The organism is Serratia sp. LTN-2, from assembly GCF_059740205.1.
In genome coordinates this window covers 1-18,391 of record NZ_JCAXDO010000033.1, presented here as the reverse complement: position 1 = coordinate 18,391, position 18,391 = coordinate 1, and the positions used below count along the sequence as shown (strand labels likewise).

The 18,391-nt window shown below is 45.2% G+C and carries 15 protein-coding genes and 3 pseudogenes; 6 read left to right on the top strand and 12 right to left on the bottom strand.

What is annotated here, in order from left to right; genetic code table 11:
- Positions 1 to 299: 299 nt before the first annotated feature.
- Positions 300 to 1,103 (top strand): annotated as a pseudogene (locus AC6BYQ_RS27235) (DUF4225 domain-containing protein).
- Here AC6BYQ_RS27235 and AC6BYQ_RS27230 read toward each other — a convergent pair.
- The 3 genes from AC6BYQ_RS27230 to AC6BYQ_RS27220 form a co-directional block, all read right to left on the bottom strand.
- A complete protein-coding gene (locus AC6BYQ_RS27230; RefSeq protein WP_015572034.1) occupies positions 1,081 to 1,404 on the bottom strand; it encodes a hypothetical protein in 324 nt (107 codons plus the stop codon). The pseudogene AC6BYQ_RS27235 and the gene AC6BYQ_RS27230 sit on opposite strands and share 23 nt — an antisense overlap.
- Before the next feature lie 14 nt (positions 1,405 to 1,418).
- Positions 1,419 to 2,189 carry a TraX family protein gene (locus AC6BYQ_RS27225; RefSeq protein WP_348575083.1) on the bottom strand — a complete coding sequence of 257 codons (771 nt, stop codon included), beginning with the start codon at positions 2,187 to 2,189 and terminating at the stop codon, positions 1,419 to 1,421.
- A gap of 367 nt (positions 2,190 to 2,556) precedes the next feature.
- Positions 2,557 to 3,081 (bottom strand): hypothetical protein, encoded by a 525-nt coding sequence (locus AC6BYQ_RS27220; RefSeq protein WP_014172381.1) that lies wholly within the window; start codon positions 3,079 to 3,081, stop codon positions 2,557 to 2,559.
- Positions 3,082 to 3,222: 141 nt separating this feature from the next.
- Here AC6BYQ_RS27220 and AC6BYQ_RS27215 point away from each other — a divergent pair, with 141 nt between their 5' ends.
- The 4 genes and pseudogenes from AC6BYQ_RS27215 to AC6BYQ_RS27200 all read left to right on the top strand — a co-directional run.
- The gene (locus tag AC6BYQ_RS27215; protein ID WP_015572037.1) at positions 3,223 to 3,483 is read left to right on the top strand and encodes a type II toxin-antitoxin system ParD family antitoxin; all 261 of its coding nucleotides are present in this window, start codon (positions 3,223 to 3,225) and stop codon (positions 3,481 to 3,483) included.
- Complete coding sequence (locus tag AC6BYQ_RS27210) at positions 3,470 to 3,766, top strand: type II toxin-antitoxin system RelE/ParE family toxin (protein ID WP_014172379.1); 297 nt, start codon at positions 3,470 to 3,472, stop codon at positions 3,764 to 3,766. The genes AC6BYQ_RS27215 and AC6BYQ_RS27210 overlap by 14 nt, the downstream gene beginning before the upstream one ends.
- Before the next feature lie 929 nt (positions 3,767 to 4,695).
- Positions 4,696 to 5,187, top strand: a complete 492-nt coding sequence (locus AC6BYQ_RS27205) for a bactofilin family protein (RefSeq protein ID WP_348575082.1) — start codon at positions 4,696 to 4,698, stop codon at positions 5,185 to 5,187.
- A 676-nt stretch (positions 5,188 to 5,863) separates the two neighbouring features.
- Positions 5,864 to 6,844, top strand: a pseudogene (locus tag AC6BYQ_RS27200) (transglycosylase SLT domain-containing protein); the annotation flags it as partial.
- 555 nt (positions 6,845 to 7,399) lie between these two features.
- Here the strand turns inward: AC6BYQ_RS27200 and AC6BYQ_RS27195 are convergent.
- Positions 7,400 to 7,935: pseudogene (locus tag AC6BYQ_RS27195) on the bottom strand (IS5 family transposase); the annotation flags it as partial.
- A 334-nt stretch (positions 7,936 to 8,269) separates the two neighbouring features.
- On the opposite strand from AC6BYQ_RS27195, the gene AC6BYQ_RS27190 reads away from it, so the two are divergent.
- A complete protein-coding gene (locus AC6BYQ_RS27190; RefSeq protein ID WP_348575081.1) occupies positions 8,270 to 8,443 on the top strand; it encodes a hypothetical protein in 174 nt (57 codons plus the stop codon).
- Positions 8,444 to 9,323: 880 nt separating this feature from the next.
- Here AC6BYQ_RS27190 and AC6BYQ_RS27185 read toward each other — a convergent pair.
- The 8 genes from AC6BYQ_RS27185 to AC6BYQ_RS27150 form a co-directional block, all read right to left on the bottom strand.
- Positions 9,324 to 9,689, bottom strand: coding sequence for a helix-turn-helix domain-containing protein (locus tag AC6BYQ_RS27185; RefSeq protein ID WP_072093844.1), 366 nt, complete (start codon positions 9,687 to 9,689; stop codon positions 9,324 to 9,326).
- A gap of 63 nt (positions 9,690 to 9,752) precedes the next feature.
- Positions 9,753 to 10,844: an acyltransferase family protein gene (locus tag AC6BYQ_RS27180; RefSeq protein WP_498057830.1), complete on the bottom strand. Its 1,092-nt coding sequence runs from the start codon at positions 10,842 to 10,844 to the stop codon at positions 9,753 to 9,755.
- A gap of 337 nt (positions 10,845 to 11,181) precedes the next feature.
- On the bottom strand, positions 11,182 to 11,586 hold the full coding sequence (locus AC6BYQ_RS27175) for an ion channel (protein ID WP_348575079.1): 405 nt from the start codon (positions 11,584 to 11,586) through the stop codon (positions 11,182 to 11,184).
- A 279-nt stretch (positions 11,587 to 11,865) separates the two neighbouring features.
- On the bottom strand, positions 11,866 to 12,348 hold the full coding sequence (locus AC6BYQ_RS27170) for a hypothetical protein (protein ID WP_348575078.1): 483 nt from the start codon (positions 12,346 to 12,348) through the stop codon (positions 11,866 to 11,868).
- Positions 12,349 to 13,006: 658 nt separating this feature from the next.
- A complete protein-coding gene (locus tag AC6BYQ_RS27165) occupies positions 13,007 to 14,128 on the bottom strand; it encodes a type VI secretion system ImpA family N-terminal domain-containing protein (RefSeq protein WP_498057829.1) in 1,122 nt (373 codons plus the stop codon).
- Positions 14,129 to 15,262: 1,134 nt separating this feature from the next.
- Positions 15,263 to 16,399, bottom strand: coding sequence for an HlyD family secretion protein (locus tag AC6BYQ_RS27160; protein WP_498057828.1), 1,137 nt, complete (start codon positions 16,397 to 16,399; stop codon positions 15,263 to 15,265).
- Positions 16,400 to 16,412: 13 nt separating this feature from the next.
- Positions 16,413 to 16,742: a DUF3302 domain-containing protein gene (locus tag AC6BYQ_RS27155; RefSeq protein WP_498057827.1), complete on the bottom strand. Its 330-nt coding sequence runs from the start codon at positions 16,740 to 16,742 to the stop codon at positions 16,413 to 16,415.
- Between the two features lie 80 nt (positions 16,743 to 16,822).
- A partial coding sequence (locus AC6BYQ_RS27150) for a hypothetical protein (RefSeq protein ID WP_498057826.1) occupies positions 16,823 to 18,391 on the bottom strand: 1,569 nt, incomplete at its 5' end.

Here is an 18,391-nt window from a genome sequence, read left to right as displayed (position 1 = left end):
AGCCCGTCAGCGGCCTCTGGCCTCGACGTGCTCACTCCGACCGCGCACATCACAATCAGGCGTGGCGGATAACGGATATGGCTTTGCAGGGTAAGGGATGGGACAGGCAGAACCTTTCAAACCGCAGCGGCTTACGCCGGTCACGGCGCCCATCAACATTCTCGCCCTTTCTGGCCTCAGCTGGCGCCTCCATGCCGCGATGCGGCATCGGTGAGTTCTGCAGGACTGCATGCCCATTTTTTGTTGTCAAAAATCGTTTCGGGAATATGCTTTCAGAAACAGATAAGCGAGGCGATAAAATGGACACGTTGCTTTTACCCGGCCAGAATCCCCGTGCCTGGGTGGAAACCATGATCAACCTGGAAGCCCGGAAGCTGGTGAATACGGCCAACACGGTGGCGGCCATGCACCTTCAGGATGGTTTTATCCGGATTCAGTTTGTGGATGAGATCAGAGCATTCATCATGACCCAGTTTGAAGCCGCGCGCCGGGCAAAAACGGATGATGACTGTATGGCCTGTCTGCGGGCCTTACGGGCTGAAAATGCCAGCCTGCTGTAGCAGTCCCGATCGCTCAAAACCGGCTATGCAAAACTCTATGCCGAGGTGAAGGTTGTCCGGGACGAGAACAAAATTGTGGGCTACATCATTTCTGCGGTCGACGTCGTGGTGGCCGGTGCGGCCATTTTTGGTGGGATCGTCATGATGTCTTCGATGACGCCGGTGGGCGTGGTGGCCGGCGCGGTGATTGTCGTAAATGGATTCAATACGATTTCACGGGAAGCCGCGCACAACTTCCTCGGAGATAAGCAGACGGAAGGTATTTTCGCTGACGGCTCGATGGAGATCGCTGAATTTCTGGGATTCAGCCGGCAGCAGGGTCTGGGAACCTATAAGACGGTCACACTTTTCAGTGAAGTCTACGGTGCGTATGGCCTGAGGCTGAAACCCGAAGCACAACGGCTGTGGTACTGGACCAGGCCCGATTTTTTCAGGAAAGTATCCGGTACGCCACGTCCCGCGATGGCGCTTAAAATTGCGGGATGGGGGGTTAAAGCCAAAGTGGCGCTTGATTTGCTGACTATTGAGCCTTCCGGGAAATAGTTTTCTGCAGGCGGAAAGCTTTCCAGCCCAGCGCAGGTGGAAAGGTCACCCAGGCAATGATAAGGACGACAAGGGAACTCATGCCCCCGGAAAGAATGTGTGTCCGGCTGCCGGCGATGAGGGTGACCAGCATAACCAGAACCAGCGCGACCGTGATCCATGCCGACACCCGGAAGCGCCGTGAGAGCGCTTCGATGAGATGCTGCATGGTGCCTCCGCCTGCTGCAAGCCGGCCCTGTAAGTTATCCACTTCGCTCTTGCTGAAACCTGCCTCAAGCAGGTCTTTCTCACTGATAGCCATTACGTCCTCCCTAATCAGGCGAAAGTATACTGTATCAGACCAATAATCCCCAGGTGACCAGCGTAAGCATAGTAAAAGAAATTACGCGGCATGAAACGCTGGCGGCCTTCCGGACAGATTTCCCTGCAGAAAGAAACCACCACCAGGGGGAATACCAGAGTAGGCAGCGTGGCCAGTAATAATGTTTCTGCGGGCAGCTTCAGGATATGCGACAACCCGTTTAAACAAATCAGTGACAGCACGACGCCAGCGACCGCCATTCGCTTCCCTCCGGGCATGCCACTGCCTGATAAGGTTGCCATACTGATGGCCAGCGTAATTCCTGCCAGCCCGTAGCTTGCCGGCTCCAGTGGCCAAATCATTAGGGCCAGGATCAGATATCCCGCAAGCATTCCTTTCCGGCCGTGCCGGTACTGCAGGGCAAGCAGCTGCGTGACGCCGGCAAATACGAACAGAATGTTCAGGGCCCACCAGGGCTGGTGATGCAGGAAGGCCAGGCTGAACACCGGCTGCGTAATGATTGCCCAGATCCACAACCGATTGGCTCTCTTCTGAAGTCGTTCCGGGGTGCGCTGTACGTTCATCGCCCATATAAGCGTGAACAGGGGGAAGGCCATCCGGCCAAGCGCATACATCATCGGCCAGGCTGGCGACAGAAACACCGTATTGGTGTGGTCGATAATCATGGCCAGAAGTGCGAGGAGCTTGACCATATCGAGAGCAGCGGGACTGAGCTGGCACGCGTTCCGGATACTGGGAAGAACGTTGGGTACTGAATGATTCATGCTGTATATTCCCCTGGCGACACGCGGTTAACAGCCAGCCCTGAACATAATGCCAGAATGCCCTGCCAGTTTGCGTTGTGACCCTGACCTTAAGTTTCTCCAGAATCTTGCGCACCGCAAATTCTGATTTATCACGCAGCACGCGCATTGCACCTGCCACATCCTTATTCTGAATACAGATATTTAAAATATGAAAATCGTTCATAACACTCCCTTCCTTACTACATATATCGGCAAATATATTGATATATTTAGATTAAGGAGTGCAATTGCTTATTATTTTACCATATTTTGCATGGGCAGATTTATATAATTATAAAACATGCTGCTGCAAAATAACTTAATATACATCTCAACCTAAAACCGATTATTCCTGGCTGATATCCGAAGAGGGAGCAGGATGAAGCTTTGCATAATCTTCTCGAAGCGATTTTGCCGCGGGTTTCCAGGCTTTCGCCCACTCATCATCCATTCTTCCTACACCAACAATCTTCAGTGCGACAGCATAGGGGGTGCGCCCTTGCTGTTTTGAAAGCCACAGGATGTGATCATCAATTCTGTCATCAGGTATATCGTCGATAATGGAATGGATAACATCGAGATCCTCTGGCAGCCACGGCTTTCCAGTACGGGGAAACACCAGGTCCGGTTCGCGCGGTTTCTTTACCTTCTCGTTTTTAGCGATCTGTCTGGCTTCTTTCTCCGCAGAAATGAGTCGTAGTCGCTCCTTAAGCCCACCCAGTGTGGCAACCGTTTTAATTAAATTTTCTCGCTGTTCGCGAGTAATGCTTTGCTCATCGCAGATCAGGTCGTTCAGGGTATCGATGAGTGTATCTACCCGATTTTCTGTTAATTTCATTTCCAGTTCTCGCTTAAGGCTACAACTCAGCATTCTATTAGATATCTATTTGATTTCGCATCCCTGTTGATCTCATAAATGCAGTCCATAGTCTCGATCACTGAGCATGGAAGCCTGATGCTAAAATGATATACTGATGTAAGAACAAATCTTACATAATGAAACGGAGGGGTTATGGCCCGTACGATGACGGTGGACGTGGGTGATGAGCTGCGCGAATTTATCGATTCCCTGGTTAAGGCTGGTGATTACCGTACCCAGAGCGAGGTCATGCGAGATGCGCTGCGTCTTCTGCGAGAGAAGCAGGCTGAATCCCGCCTTCAGGAACTGCGCGATCTGCTGGCCGAAGGTATCAGCAGCGGCGAGGCGAAACCATGGAACAAGGATGCATTCCTGAATAATGTCAGGGCCAGGGTGGCAAATGAAAGAGATTGAGCTGACACCCAAAGCAGAAGAAGATCTGGAAGCAATCTGGGGCTACAGCTTCCGACAGTTCGGGATTGTTCAGGCAGATGCGTATATCAGCCGTATAGCAGCGGTTTTTAACGTGCTGGCCATGCATGACATCGGCACGCATCGCGCGGAGCTGGGAGACAATATCTGCTCGCTGCCGGTGGAACAGCACATGATCTATTTTGTGCCATCGCATTCGGTGGTTACGGTCATACGTATTCTCAGCCAGTCTCAGGATACGGCACGGCATGAACCCTGGAGATAACCGGGCAAGAAAATTTAAATACATAAAAATCAATTACTTAGTTCGTGCAATCTATCTTATGTTAAATACTTTGGTTTAATTATTGAAATTTATTGACTGATTTATTTAGATATTGATTAGCATCTCTTTTAATTAGTACATAAATTATGTAACAGAAGCAGACTCTGATAACAGAGGTAAGCAGTTTTTTGAAAATCATTGATGTATTTAAATTCTGAGCATCTTTAACAAAAAAAACGCCAGGCATAGTTTTTTACACAAAGTAAATATGCGAGTTACATACAAAACATTAAAGCGTCGCGAGCATGAACATAACTATCAATTTAAACCATGCTCTAATATATATCAGGCTTATATTACAAGTCCACATTTAACTTCTTAAATTTATATTTGGCAGCATGACGTAACAGAAAATCTGCAAAAGCAGTGCGTATTGCTTTCGATAAAAAAGCAACACGAAAATAATAAATTAAACCCAATAATATCATATCAGAAAAAAAATCCACCTTGCACTCATTACCGTATATCATTCGCCACCCAAAAAACAGGCTTACTAAAAAATGAAGTTAATATTAAAAAAACTACGCATTGCGTACTTACTCATTTCAAGGCACAAGGTCATCTATGTTCCAGAATTAGGTCTTGTTAGTATATATCGAGCAATTTTATGGTTTTCACTGACCCTGGCAACGTTATTGGCTCTGGTTTATACGCATTGACACACTTACATTATGCACTATGAGTATTTTTCAGTGGGGTAAATAATGAGCTCATTCCGGTGGTTATGGTTGATATGGTTGGTGTGGGGTTTAATTATAATATCATCCATGTCATCATCGGACAGTACGCCACTAATTTTCGGATTGATATTGCTCGCAACATTGAGCATAATTATTTTTTTTAAAAAAAACATGCTAAAGGTACATTCCATGCTAAACCTGAAAAGTAAGAGTAAAAAAAATGAGGTTGTAGCAAACCAAGATAAGTCAGAAAAAACAACACTAATCCATGGTAAAGATGTTTTAATGCCGACTGTCAGGAAAGATGTTTTTATAGCAAATGGTGCTAATTTATCAGGCATAATAGAAACAGAAGGCAGTATTGTAAGTGAGGGCGTTATTGAAGGAAATATACGCTCAGAACATGAGGTTCGCATAAATAATGGTGGAGTAGTCAAAGGTGATATTCATGCCACACATGTGATAATAAACGGTTTAGTTACAGGTCGGTGTTATGCCTCTGCTGTTAGCCTTTTAGAAAAAGGGCGCATAGAAGGAAATATTTACACAAATGAACTTTCAATCGAAAAAGGTGGTGTTTTCATTGGAGAGTCAAGTCCATCTGAATATACGCACTCCAAAAATGATGCTTTTGCAGGGCATGAAGACTCCTTAATTAAGAAAAAATTAAAGGATAAATAAAAAGCAGCAGTTTTGACAAGTATAATAAGAGGATGATGTTAAACCCTTTACCTTTCATGAAAATTAAATCCAATTAACCAAATTAAAATCTATACCGGAACGAATTGTCTGAATGAGGTAAAAGATAATTTCCTGAAGTGAAAATATAACGTGCTGTATATGGTGGGTAGCTATTTATAGCAGTGCTGCACATGGGTTTCTGTTTAACAACATCAGAACCGGTTTCCGGTGTAACGTTCAGAGGTACCGTGTTATGACAACGCTATTCTGTGAGGCGCAGTGTTTAGAGAGGGTCTGGCAGAACGATCTGGTATCCCTGGCTGTCAATAAACTAAACTAACACGGTCAGGAAAAAAAGCAGTCCACGGGTTCACTGACAGTTGAATACAAGGCGTGATAAGTAACATGTCTGAAAAAAACTGCGTGCTTCTTTTTTTCCTATAAAACAGAAAAAGTAAAAACCAACACATTCAGGTGCAAGATTAATCTACGCCCTGTCTTTAGAAGTTGAGATGGCATTTAATATAGAGTTACAACTAGAAGTAAATATTTATCGCATTAATCAAGTCACTGCATTAATAAATTAAATATAAACTAAAAATTCAACAGCGTAATTGATCCACAACCCATTAATATAATTAAGCGCTTTCATCAACTTAATTTTTTAGAAAAAACCATGAAAAAAAATGCTATTCTTTTAACTTACATTCTGCTTTCGGGGTGTCAGTATCAACATGAAAATAAGTCATCAGATATACACATCACTGGCAATATGAATGCAAAAAAAATAACAAGTCAGACCATGTTTGGGGGGGGGGTATATCCCACACCTGATAATGAATTATGGTCTGATATTGAAAATGGGTTGAAAGTAGAGGTGACGCAAAAAAAACGCATTAATGAGCAAAAAGAAAAATATCTGAAAAACAAAATACATTTCCATGAGGTAGCTTTACGTGCGGAACCATATTTATACTGGATAAGTAAGGAAATTAAGAAACGTAACATGCCTATGGAGCTTGTGCTTATCCCCGTCATCGAGAGTAGATATGACCCACATGCGACATCTCGTGCCAATGCAGCTGGCATATGGCAAATAATTCCGCGCACAGGACTAAGATATGGTTTGGTACAAACTAACGACTATGATGCGCGTCGTGATGTTATCGCGTCAACGACAGCCGCTCTTAATTTGATGGAACGCCTGAACAGAAGGTTCGACGGCGACTGGTTGTTAACAATAGCTGCCTATAACGGTGGTGAAGGGCGCGTCCTGAAAGCTATAAAGGCGAATAAAGCACGGGGTAAACCAACCGATTATTGGTCGCTCTCACTGCCTGAGGAAACGGAGGATTATGTACCGAGGGTGCTCGCACTGAAAGAGATTCTGAAGAACAGCAAGCGTTACGGTGTGCAGCTGCCAGATCCGGATGAAAGTCGTGCTCTCGCACCTGTTCGCCTGAAGAGGCCGGTTGATATTCAACTTATTTCTGCAATAACTGGCATATCGGTAAGTAAGCTGAAAGCTTACAATGCGGGTATTAAAATATCAATGCTGGGTGCAAGTGGTCCGAAATATGTCATTATTCCGCAAAAAAATGCAGACCGTTTACGTTTATATTTAGAAGATGAATATAATTCATCGGTTAAGTCCACGCCATAAAGGAAATGGTTATCAGTCAATATAAGAACATTTAACGCGCGCTCATTTAATTACTGTAATTTAAAAGAAAGCAATCTCCAGCATTAAAAAATGATTGTCAGCCCAGACAGTAAATTACATCATAGACGAAAGAAAGCACCATTCAAAAGCACTGAAAACCAACACGCAAAATATTTAATTATCGTGTACGATAAAAATATTTACTACCTGTGGTCGCCATAGCGTTAAAATTCACGAATAAAATCTTTTGGGTAATTCGTTCGGTAAGTTGCGAAAGCGGGCTGCGCAGGTTCTATAAACGGCGCACTGGTGAAGCCGAGGCTCATATACTGTCGGTTATCGGCAAGATCATCAGTGATGATTCCCTGCTACAGCTCTAAAGAGTGGCTTAGCCAGAGCCGTACAGAGGCGCCACACCCGGTAAGTATCAAATTTATATTACAGTTAATCTGCCGTAGCAGTAGATGGCAGAGACTCGTTAAGCGTATACCCTACATAAAAGACGGCATTTCGCCAGACAACTGAATCTTGGGGACTTTAGGCTGTGTCCCTTAACATGCTGCCGTTCTGGCGTTGAACACTAATGCCATCCAGAAGATGTTGTGCGAATTGGCTTTCATGAGCTTGCCCCGGTCTCGGCAAGATGTTTAACGGCACTGTTGCCAGATGGATTTTGGTGCAAAAACAGTCGCCAGAGCGACCCGGGCTGTCATCTCCGGTGATATCGGGATGTTTTTTTGCACTCCGGCGGCGCATCTGAGCGCACGGATATTGCTGTCATCCAGTGCAGTCGCTGACCAGTTAACGAGGCAATGAGCATCGAGAGATTAAAGTAACTTATTGAAAATAATGTTAATCACTCCTGACTTTGACCATCGATTAAAACGGTTGTAAACAGCCTTCCACGGACCATATCGCTCAGGCAAATCGCGCAATCGGGTAGCTGAGCACAGCACCCGGAACATGCCATTGATGATCATGCGATGTTCTGCCCATGGGCGTCCGACCCATGATATAGCTTGTTCGGCAGGTAATAAGGGCTGGATGAGAGCCCCTGCTTCATCGGGAAGGTCGTAGCAAGACATAGTTCAATATGTTGTAGAAAAAGACAGTTACTATAGCTCAGGCAATTAAGGGAAACAGCCTGGTACTGGGGGGAGCAGTCCGCAGAATAAGGGCATAGCTGAGCGGTTCGTGAAGACGATAAAGGAAGACCATGGAATTAAGGCACAATACCATAACGCACATTATTTCCATTAAAAATGTCAACCTTTTTTTTGTTCTTCAACATAATATTGATATTCTACAATTTATCTTGCGTGCATTTCATTGCTTTTTTGAGGCAGTTCATTCCTTATGACTTGATAACGCAGCCAAATAAAATAATACTTATTGCAGTTTTTATGTTGGATATCAAAAATGCACTATTATCTTTTAGCCATCAACATCCTTGTTAATGATCTGAAGCTAAATCCCGATGAAGCCATCAAGCGATTACGCCTGCCTGATGATACTGCGGAAAAGGTATATAAAGCTTTTATTGAAATAAAACTCAGAGAACTTAATCACCTTACAAAGAGCAATGCAGTATAAAATCAGGATGCAACTGCAACACCATGAATAAAAATAAATTTTGTTACGTTTGCAATGCTCATTACCATCATTTCAGAAATGTCTGCGTTAAGTGCAATCGTGCCGATACGCACCGCATACCTTTACTGTGTAAAATTGTTTTTTTCTCCATCGTTGTTGTAGCAGAGCTTTATTTTTTCGAAATAATAAAATGATAGTTTTATGTAACTTATAATATTCGGTCATAAACCCAGAGATTAAGGTTTTTTATGCACAGCTATTACGTTGCGATAGATATTTTAACATCACATCTAGGATTATCTGTCGACGAGGCGATCGAATCTATAAATCTACCGCCAGAGATAATGAATCAACTGAAGAAGTCCTACAGACATCATAGTGCAGAATTAGAAAAACAGAATAATGAATTGCAATATTGAAAAAGTAAGCCAGAAGCTATATGAAACAGAAGTGTTACCTGAAGTGGGTAAATTTAAATTACCAGAGCAAAGCTATATACTTCAGTATGACATAACGCTTGTATGCATCAGTTAATTGCGATATTGTGGCGGGTGAGAATACACATAATTTTTTATTGAAGTCTCAGAAAATATTCGCAGGTGGGTACTGCTAAAGAACTGAAGGAAGTTAGTCCTCGTTTTCTTTCATAGTGATACGCACCATAATCCTAGTCTATATTCGCATCTGTTTTATCCCGGGAATCATTTTTTCACACACCATTATAATGCAGATGCCATTCATTTTTATTGAAAAGTTAAGTTTGTAAATTCAAAAAAAACACAGACCATCAGTGGTTGTTATTTATCTCCGGTTAAATTATCATTATGAAATATTTCTTCTTCATATACTGCCCCCCCTAAGGGATTGATGTTTTATCATTTTAAATGAGGCGCCTTCGATATTCACCTGGTGAAAAACCGAATTCCCTCCTGAATGAACGATAAAAAGTTGAAACATCTTCAAATCCGAGCCCGAAGGCAACATCTGATATCCTGACATCATTTTCACGCAATAAGCAGACTGCCAACCCAAGCTTCCGCCTGCGAATATAGCGGGCAACAGGTTCACCGGTTACAGATTTGAACATATGCTGAAGATAAAATGTTGAGTATCCAGACCTCCTGACGATGTCATTAACTGACAGCGGTTGGTGAATATTCATCTCAATCCAGTTTAGTAATTCGTGAATAGCCCTGTGAATATTGTATACAGCACCGAAATCAACTTCATTGGGTTGTGATGACATAAATCCCCCTTCATTTTCAGTATTTTCTGGTCATTTTATATAGCTGAGGTTTCACAGTGAGTGTCATTTTATTTTTTTCAGAATGTACATCGCGGTATGCCTTTCAGTTTTTGCAACAACAATTTTGAGTAACATCGAAATTCTTTCTGTGATTATTAATGCGAGTACGTAAAAAAGGAAAACCTGAGCCACATTCAGCTCAGTCATTTTTATGTTAGCGCTGATAAAGATAATTATGACATGCTGAAGAAGCATAATAACGTAAGCCCGGGAGGCCAGCCCGGAAACGTTTTTCTGAAGACTGAGTTGAGTTAAAACCCGGTTTATAAGGGGATACCACCCATGTAAAATAAACAGAAACGCCACGGAAAAAATCAGGCTACGCGGTGCAAGCGGGAAGAGTGCATCTCTGATTGAGTTCTGTGAAAGCTCAGCCATTACGCATCCGCCAAGAATAACAGCTCCCCCGGTCACTGCCAGCAGGCCCCGCCATTTACAGAACCATGGCAGAAAACGCATAAACAGCATACCAAAAGTAAAGTCACTTATCCTAACCTGTGCTGACCAGTATGGATTAGCGAGGTCGCTGTCATAACAAAGAATGCTTACGGTCAGCGTTGCAGCCACCATCAGCAACGGCGCCAGCTGCATTATCCGGAAAACCAGGGGGGCGATGGCATAAAGCAGAATTATACAGCCGATAAACCATTCACCGGTAAGATACGCTGTCTCAACTCCCCAGATGCCATGCAGGTAGTGGTCAATACCGATGATAGTGGGGAAAAACGCGATAACACTTCTGTCGCCCTTAACCAGCTGCTCAAGCGGGTTCCCCGGATATCTGAAGTAAAGCCCCAGAACCAGCAGGATGAGGCCGGTTGTAAAATACACAATATTGTAGGGTATAAGAACCGAACAGGTCCGCCTGACGTAGTATTCACTCAGGCTGTAGCGTGTAAGGGAAACATATGCAAGTGCACCCGATATCATAAAAAAAAACGAAACGCCAAGCCGGCCAATTCCGCCCGTCAGATATTCGTGCGGGAAGGTAATCAGAGCGCTGGTATCAAACATGTAGGCGTAATGCGAGGTTATTACCATCAGAACGGCAGCCAGGCGAAGGAAGTCGAAAAAGGTATTACGTGTTGAGTTCATATTGAGGGTATTTTCCAGATCGGGTAAGAGCATAATTTAGCTGATATGATGGGCTGTATTGTTTTCTCATGTCGTCTGTGCATGTTCTTCCGGATGCTCAGGGTTTTACGCTCCAGAAACTCACCCCCGGTCAGAATGTCCACCGTCAGTCGGTCATTATGATGGCTGTAGAGCAGGCCACGCACCAGTAATCAGCTATCCCGCAACGTGCGCCCGGTCTGCGGCATAGGCAGTTTGCCATCTGTTCAAGCGTAAAATGAAACAGAAGACTCTCCTGCTGCGGGTAAAGTCAGACGCATGGGTTACTCACTCAGAAGAGGAAATTTTTTTGAAAAGGCTATTTTGAACAGGGTCGCAGAATAGCCAGCCCCCGGGTAAGGAGTGCTACCGTCCAGCCAGCCAGCAAGACCCCGACCAGACCTTCTGCCGCACCGATTATGCGCAGATGCGCAGGCAGCAATACGTCGCCATAGCCTACCGTCGCGTAACTTGTCAGAGAAAAATAGACGGCTGTCGTCAAATCACTAAAGCCTGAACGCCAGTAATAAAAGAGAGCAAAACACGCCGCCTCGATAAAATGGATCATCAGCATCGAAACACAGATGCGAACCAGTATCATAACCAGCCTGACCGTGTTGGTGACTTTCCCGGGCACAAGCCTCAGAATATGCAGACTCCAGAGCGTATGAATGACCACCATCAGTGACATCAGCGCCGCAAGCCAAATAAGCTGCAAAAACATACAAACTCCACAAAACAGTACCGGGGCGCAAAATCGCCGCGAAAGAGAACGATCGCTGTGCGAATATGCACTTCGGTTAATTCAGGATTGAAACTGGTGTAACTGACAGCGCATCTGCGCATCAGCAGACGACCGCTGCAAAATGACGTTCTGGTCGCTCACGATCTTACTCCCCATCAGCATTCACCATCTGGCAACGTTCTTCAGGATACATTCGCACCATGTAACACATCACTGTTGCTTCGCGTCAGTCGTCCTGGTTTGCTGCCGCAGATAAGGCTACATTTTGCCGCCCTTCAGACACAGCGCGGTGAGTCCCTTGTAAAAATCCCCCACGCTGATATCTGCCTGCGCCGGAAAAGGCGCGTCCTGCAACCTGCACAGCAACCATGCGTGTGAAAGCGGCAGGCTCTGGAGCGGAGGAAAAAGGTATTCATGTGGCCGGAGTGAAAAGAGCTCCCGCAAGGCATTTTCATCAGCAGGAAATCTGACGCCAAAACGCCATTCTGCTTCCTGAAATAACTCCTCAATATCCTGAACGCAGAATCCCAGCCCTGAAAAGATCCGGGTTTCTGTCGTGATAAAAGCCGGGGTTACTTCGCAGCGACTGCGAATCAGATGTATCACCTCAGCGATGGAGAGTAGTAAATAGCCCCTGGTTTCTTCCACGACGCCCGTATGTTCACTGATGCAACGCGCAACTGCATTTGCACCCCCTCCTCTCGGCGGGCCTTCGAGCGCAATAATGAATGATGGAAGCATAAATACTCCTGTGCAAGTTGATGTGAAAGTGCCCCCATTATTAATGGTGTTAAACCGATTTATTTTTATACGCAGATGAAAATATCACCCATAAAAAGAGGTAAAAACGAGAAAACAAGCAAGGAGTAAAAAACTCAGTATCCACAACAGTAAATTACCTACCCTTTCTACGGAAAAAAAACTTTTTATTTTACAATGAGGGCACCGTTTGCTACTAAGTGAAGTGATACCCAAAAAGTGCTGGCATTGCCTGAAGATTACTGTACGCATAACGCTCTCGACATTTAAAAGGTAAATTATTCACAGCGTTTTTCATGATTTTTTAATTTCATTCCGCACCTGCGTATAATGGGTGTTACGGTTTGCAACGCGCATTTCTGAGCGAAGTGAGTATGATCAGGTAAATAATACCATTGCTTATTGGGTGGAACTGTCAGCAGGATTTTTTCACCAGTGTGCTTTCTTCAACGTTCAACGGACGAGGGTGGCCTTTTGTATTTCCTTCCGTGCCATGGTAGTGGTGAAGCTGCATAGAATATCTGACTTCAGATTAAAGCGGGCGATAACAGCCGAAAAGCGCGGGGTGGCGCCACCTGCAGTAAACAGTCATATCTTCAGTAGTACACTCACTCACCGTCAGATACCGCCCTCATGTTTTTCATGGTGCGCACTGAGTCTGGCGATACGCGCTTTCATGTAAGCCATGAAGTTCACTCAGCGGCAGTGCATCAGCCTTCCGCGTCTTCTGCCAGTTTGCCTGCATGCTGATGACGTCAGGATTATCCGGCCACAGGGTGCGGGCCTGACGGATGAGATGGCGACCGTACTGCTGCGCCCAGTCCGGCGGAAGGGACTGCAGCCAGGCCAGTTGCTGCCGGGTAGCGTCAATAAGTCTCCCGCTCTCCGTTTCCGTGAGCGTGGAATCGTGCCAGAGCCTGTTCAGCTGCGTCGGTGACAGGGGCTGAGGAAGCGGTGTCAGTGTCGCTTCAAGCTGTTGCTCTTCGGGCATCGGCCTGTGCAGCACGTGTATTCCCCATGAAAGGAGTCCGCAAAAAATCAGGGTGCTGAGTGTTCCCTGGGCAAATGCCTGAAGACGTATTCTGCGTCGCCAGGGGCCGAAAATACCGGCGCTCAGTACGGACTCAGACTCTGGTTCTGCAGACAAGACAAACCGCACCGGTTGGTCATCAGACTCAGCGGACACCATCGCCTGCAGCGGCAGCAAAAGGCAGGACTCATCTCGCGCATCCTGAGTTTTTTTTTCCAGACGAGTAATGGCTGAGCGGACCTCATGCTGCAGGCCATCCAGACGACATGCCGGTCTCAGCTCATGGCGTGCCAGGCAGTCGCCGAGTTCAGCAAGGCATTTTTCACTCTGGTACAGGGCATGCAGGTCATCACGGTCATTAAGAATCAGGGTGCGCAGAACGTTCTGCAGCCGCTGGCTGAGGCCGGCAAGGATTTCAGTCCGGGCGTGTACGCAGGCAGGCCACATCACCGGCCACTGGTTGCGAACCAGCGTGCCGGTGATAAACAGTCCGTCATTCATACCGGCAAGCCCGGCAGTGTGCATGCGTGCCAGGGTGTACCAGCAGACACTCTGAAGCTCCACGCCGTTGTGCTCAAACAGGCGCAGGCAAAGGGTCTGCACCCTTCGCCAGTCAACATCAGGACGTGCAGGATGCGTCAGTTTGCTCAGTTCATCGCGCAGGGCGGCATAATCGGGCAGCGCACAGGGGGGGGCACCGATTTTGATTTTATCCGGGAGTCTGTATTCCATGTTTTCCTGAAATTGGGTATATGAGCACAACGGGAATTACTGATTTAAGGCGGCAGAATTTTATTTATTAAGGTAATCTGGTAAGGGTTAGCTTTGTTCACGTATAATAAAAGACAACCACATAAATTTTTCCGTCAACTTATTTTTTTTCGGGCTTCACCTCGTGGTGTTACAGGCAGGCTACCGCCTTCCTCTCCTCAAGAGAACGAAGAGGTTAAGTTGATTAAGTTTAATAAACGCAGGGACAACAAGCAATTCAAAAGAAATGTATGGCATGCACCACCTGATATCTAAACACAGTGCTACCCTCCAGATATTATCTTATATATAAAGGTTCATCCAGTAACATATTTTTATTTTTTGCGATAAGAACCCAACTGCTGAAAGATGCGGCATAAGAAAACCCTTGCGATACAGAGCGTTAATTAAAACCTAACGAGGAATGCCACTTTCAGGATCCAGTATATTGCTTGGGTATAATTTTATATCACCCTGGAGTGTTACTGTTTCATTCAGAGTGAGTCTTGAGTAAACATATGAAGGAAAATAATCAGCCGCAGTAGTGTAGCTGTTAAGGCACCCCTCAGTCATAGGCTGTCCGTTATAAAAAGCAGGCACACTCAAATTATCTATTCTGAAGCTGGAATCCCACCAGTGATGGCATTTATTTTTTGTCATATAGGTAACATTAAGGGATGCATCGCCGCTTCCCACATTTGAAAGGCGAATCAGTACGGGTGAGTGATATGACTTTCTCGCGGTATAATAATAATCTCCGCCACTCCTGTACCATACATTATATTCTGTCACCTGCTCACAGCTATCACAAAGAAGTGCCATAAATGCTCCAGCAAGCAAAAAACACCACCGAAAGTCAAGGATTTAAAATCAAAAGGAAATCCCGCAATGATAAACCCGTCACATAAAAAAAAGAGAAAAATGGAAGACGTCAGGCGACACTATATAACAAAAAAGCATGCTGCTTATAACCAGAAAAATGATAATGTAATACATTTCCACCTCCGCGCTATTTTAATAAATTCAATGGAAATTCGACATGATCAAAAAATATGCACGCGCATGATTTTCATCACACTTATTCAATTGATTAATACCGCATTAAAGTAGTCAAACTCAGTGGTCGAGGTACAGGTAATGCATCCAGCTTGTCATCCGGAGCAAAACTTTTCGCATAACACTCAGATGAGAAAAGTGGTCAGAATAAACAGCAACCTGCGCATAAATTCCGTCGGGTAAATCGCTGATATCTGTAGCAGCATCCATTTCAATGACGCCAAGAACGCCATCCATCCCTGGCGAGTCAGTAAGCGCCTGTACACTTCCCTGAGCCTGGTAAGCACCACCTGGCACGACGGGCAGAATCTCACGCAGCCGGCCATGTAACACTTTTCCAGGCAGAGCGTTAAATACCACCTCAGCTTCATCCCCTGCATTCAGGCGAAGCAGGGCATTCTGACGAAACTGAGCCACTATCTGTCGCTTTTGCTCGGGAATAAACACCATTACCGGCCTGAGCGGCAATGCCGCAGCATAAGTTCCTGGTCTGACAAGAACCTGGGTAACGTAGCCATCTTCAGGAGCACGAACAGTCGTCTGCTCCAGATTGTATTCTGCCTCTGCGAGCTGGGAGCGAATACTCGCAATTTGTGGTCGTTCACCGCCGGCACCCACTTCAAGCTGACTCTGAATCTGTGCCTCTTCTGCCTTAGCAGCACTGACCAGAGCCTCCTGTGCAAGGTAATTCTGCCTTGCATTATCGATGTCGCTCTCCGAAAACGGATTAACTTTAGCCTTGCTGCCGTTGAGATAACGCTGATAATTTTTTAGCAGACGATCCCTCTCTGCTCTGGCTTTCTCAGTGCCTGACTCTGACTCTGCCAGTTGTGCTTTAAGTGTGTCAGTGCGGTGAATTTCAGTAGCAAGGTCAGCACGGAACTTATCGACCTGAGCCCGATAGCGCCCGTCATCAATCCTGAACAGTACATCACCTTTTTTCACCCTGTTTCCCGGATGAACAGGAACTTCACTGACCACGCCTGACACCTGGGGCGTAACTGGTACTGATATGACCGCTTTTTGCGCAAGACCGGTATAAGGATGGTTGTAGTTCATTAACAGTATCAGACCACTCACAAGAATGATGCCACCAAGCGCAGCGGTGGGTACTGTCCACTTGTTAACGGGAATTTTAAAAATCTTAAACACTGACCATGCAAATGCAACGTAGGTCAGAATAATGAGCAGATCCACATGAACTCCTTCGTCATTCAGGGGAAGAGGAGGATTGCATGCTGAGAGTGCTTTCTATAACAGCAATGCGCTTTTTCAAGAGTGACATTTCATTTTCATCCCCCCCATCCTGCATCCCCCACCCGCGTTCCGGCTGGTAGAGTGTTGCCCATATCCAGAGAAAGGGCCACAGGACATGCAGAGTAAACAAACTCACCCAGCCAGCAACATGTATGGCATCTGCGTGCGGGTGATGTCGTTTTTTAGCAATTATGTACGGTATATCGTGAATCACAATGATGCCGTAAAAAATAACCACACCAACAAAAAACAACAGTCCAAGCGCGAAGTAATCAAGAAACAAAGTTGTTACCCCATATAATTATCATTACAAAAATGAGTTTACCTAAGGGCTGCTGCCCTTAGGTAAAAAACCATACTTTCTTAAAATTTACGCCAGCACATCCACCCTACAACAGAACGACCATTGCCAGCCACAATTTCTTTTGTAGTATCTGCAAAAGTAACCTTTTCCTTCGACACTCCAGTCTCACTATAAATAGCACCTGAGACAGGAATACCGGTCGCAGAATTTGAAGGAATAAGTTCATAATCATTCCAAAAATCGCTGGTTATTGAAGATGCTTTTACACGCCCATATGAAACATATGATGCACCAGCAAAATGCGTTGATGCCCAACTGTCTATATTTACAAAATCCCAAAAACTCGATGGCAGACTTCCAGCAATATCTAAGGCAACATCTTCAGAACCTGCGTCAGTGCATGATGAACGCTCGTTATAAATGTCACTAGCGAATATAGTACCTTGCTTTGAGATAGGCTTAAAGTATGTATAGCCATTAACGGGAAAGTTCCATACAAAAGACTTACCATTACCGTCACTAGCAGTTACAGAGGCAGTATATCTTCCTGAAGGAATATTAGTAAACCATGCCCAAAGAGTGCCATCAGATTTAACAAACGTTCTCAGGTCAGGCGTTGTGGATTTGATACTCAAACCTGCAGTGTTTAAGCCTGTTGCAGCAAGTCTAATTGGAACATTTAAATATACTGTCCCCGCAAATGAGCTCCGAGCAGTGCCCTTAAGTGTATAGAAAGTACCTTTAACAGAGCCAGTGACCATACCTACAGGATCGGATGGCGTTGAAAGTGATACGCACTCAGGAGCATTGGAAGGACATTTCAGTATTCCCCCTGTAAACATGCCTGTTGTAACGACAATGGTGTTTCCTTGATTACCTTTATCGTCCCTGGCAGACACAGCTAACTGAATATACTTACCAACATCCTGACTTTTAATTGTATATGATGGTACCACGCCTGACTGTGTGACCGGAGTGAATGTTGACGGCATATCAATCTGACCGCTAATAGCTGACCATGAATAAACTGACGAATCGTTACCGCCGTCTCCTGTAACGTTATATGAGTATGTGGCACTTACAGTAGTTCCTGGAGCCATCGTTGATGCCGACAATTTCAGATTAGATATTGTTGGCGTAGTAATATAAACCTCACCGATATTACCGTCAGGAATGTATCCAATTCTGGCGCACTCCCTGCCAGAATTATTAACACAGGTGGTAGTATCGACTGCCATTGACATGTCCCGAGTAAGTGTTGTGATATCTGTAGCACCATCTTTTAATTTCACTTTTAATGAAATTACTTTCCCAAGCATAGCGCCATCAATTAAATACGCGGGAATGCCGGAAATTTTGTCAACTGGTGTATCTGGGGTGCAATCATCCCCTTTAAACTGCCAACAATACAAAGATAGGTCTTCCCCCGAATAAGAAGAGCCTCTTGAATATGAGACATAAATTAGATCCCCAACAGATGTTGTTGAAGCTGACAAACGGAGCCATGGTTCATTTGTTGTGAAATGCAAAGAAACACTAGAAGGCGTGGTTCCCACGCCCGCAGCCGTGGCCCCCACGGTCACAACCTCTGCCACCGTGTCCTTCACTTCCGCAACCGCCACACCGGA

Bases quoted from the DNA above. Each gene is read 5' to 3' on its own strand.
- AC6BYQ_RS27230 (WP_015572034.1), bottom strand. From the start codon at position 1,404: ATGGCTATCAGTGAGAAAGACCTGCTTGAGGCAGGTTTCAGCAAGAGC.
- AC6BYQ_RS27225 (WP_348575083.1), bottom strand. From the start codon at position 2,189: ATGAATCATTCAGTACCCAACGTTCTTCCCAGTATCCGGAACGCGTGC.
- AC6BYQ_RS27220 (WP_014172381.1), bottom strand. From the start codon at position 3,081: ATGCTGAGTTGTAGCCTTAAGCGAGAACTGGAAATGAAATTAACAGAA.
- AC6BYQ_RS27215 (WP_015572037.1), top strand. From the start codon at position 3,223: ATGGCCCGTACGATGACGGTGGACGTGGGTGATGAGCTGCGCGAATTT.
- AC6BYQ_RS27210 (WP_014172379.1), top strand. From the start codon at position 3,470: ATGAAAGAGATTGAGCTGACACCCAAAGCAGAAGAAGATCTGGAAGCA.
- AC6BYQ_RS27205 (WP_348575082.1), top strand. From the start codon at position 4,696: ATGCTAAACCTGAAAAGTAAGAGTAAAAAAAATGAGGTTGTAGCAAAC.
- AC6BYQ_RS27190 (WP_348575081.1), top strand. From the start codon at position 8,270: ATGCACTATTATCTTTTAGCCATCAACATCCTTGTTAATGATCTGAAG.
- AC6BYQ_RS27185 (WP_072093844.1), bottom strand. From the start codon at position 9,689: ATGTCATCACAACCCAATGAAGTTGATTTCGGTGCTGTATACAATATT.
- AC6BYQ_RS27180 (WP_498057830.1), bottom strand. From the start codon at position 10,844: ATGAACTCAACACGTAATACCTTTTTCGACTTCCTTCGCCTGGCTGCC.
- AC6BYQ_RS27175 (WP_348575079.1), bottom strand. From the start codon at position 11,586: ATGTTTTTGCAGCTTATTTGGCTTGCGGCGCTGATGTCACTGATGGTG.
- AC6BYQ_RS27170 (WP_348575078.1), bottom strand. From the start codon at position 12,348: ATGCTTCCATCATTCATTATTGCGCTCGAAGGCCCGCCGAGAGGAGGG.
- AC6BYQ_RS27165 (WP_498057829.1), bottom strand. From the start codon at position 14,128: ATGGAATACAGACTCCCGGATAAAATCAAAATCGGTGCCCCCCCCTGT.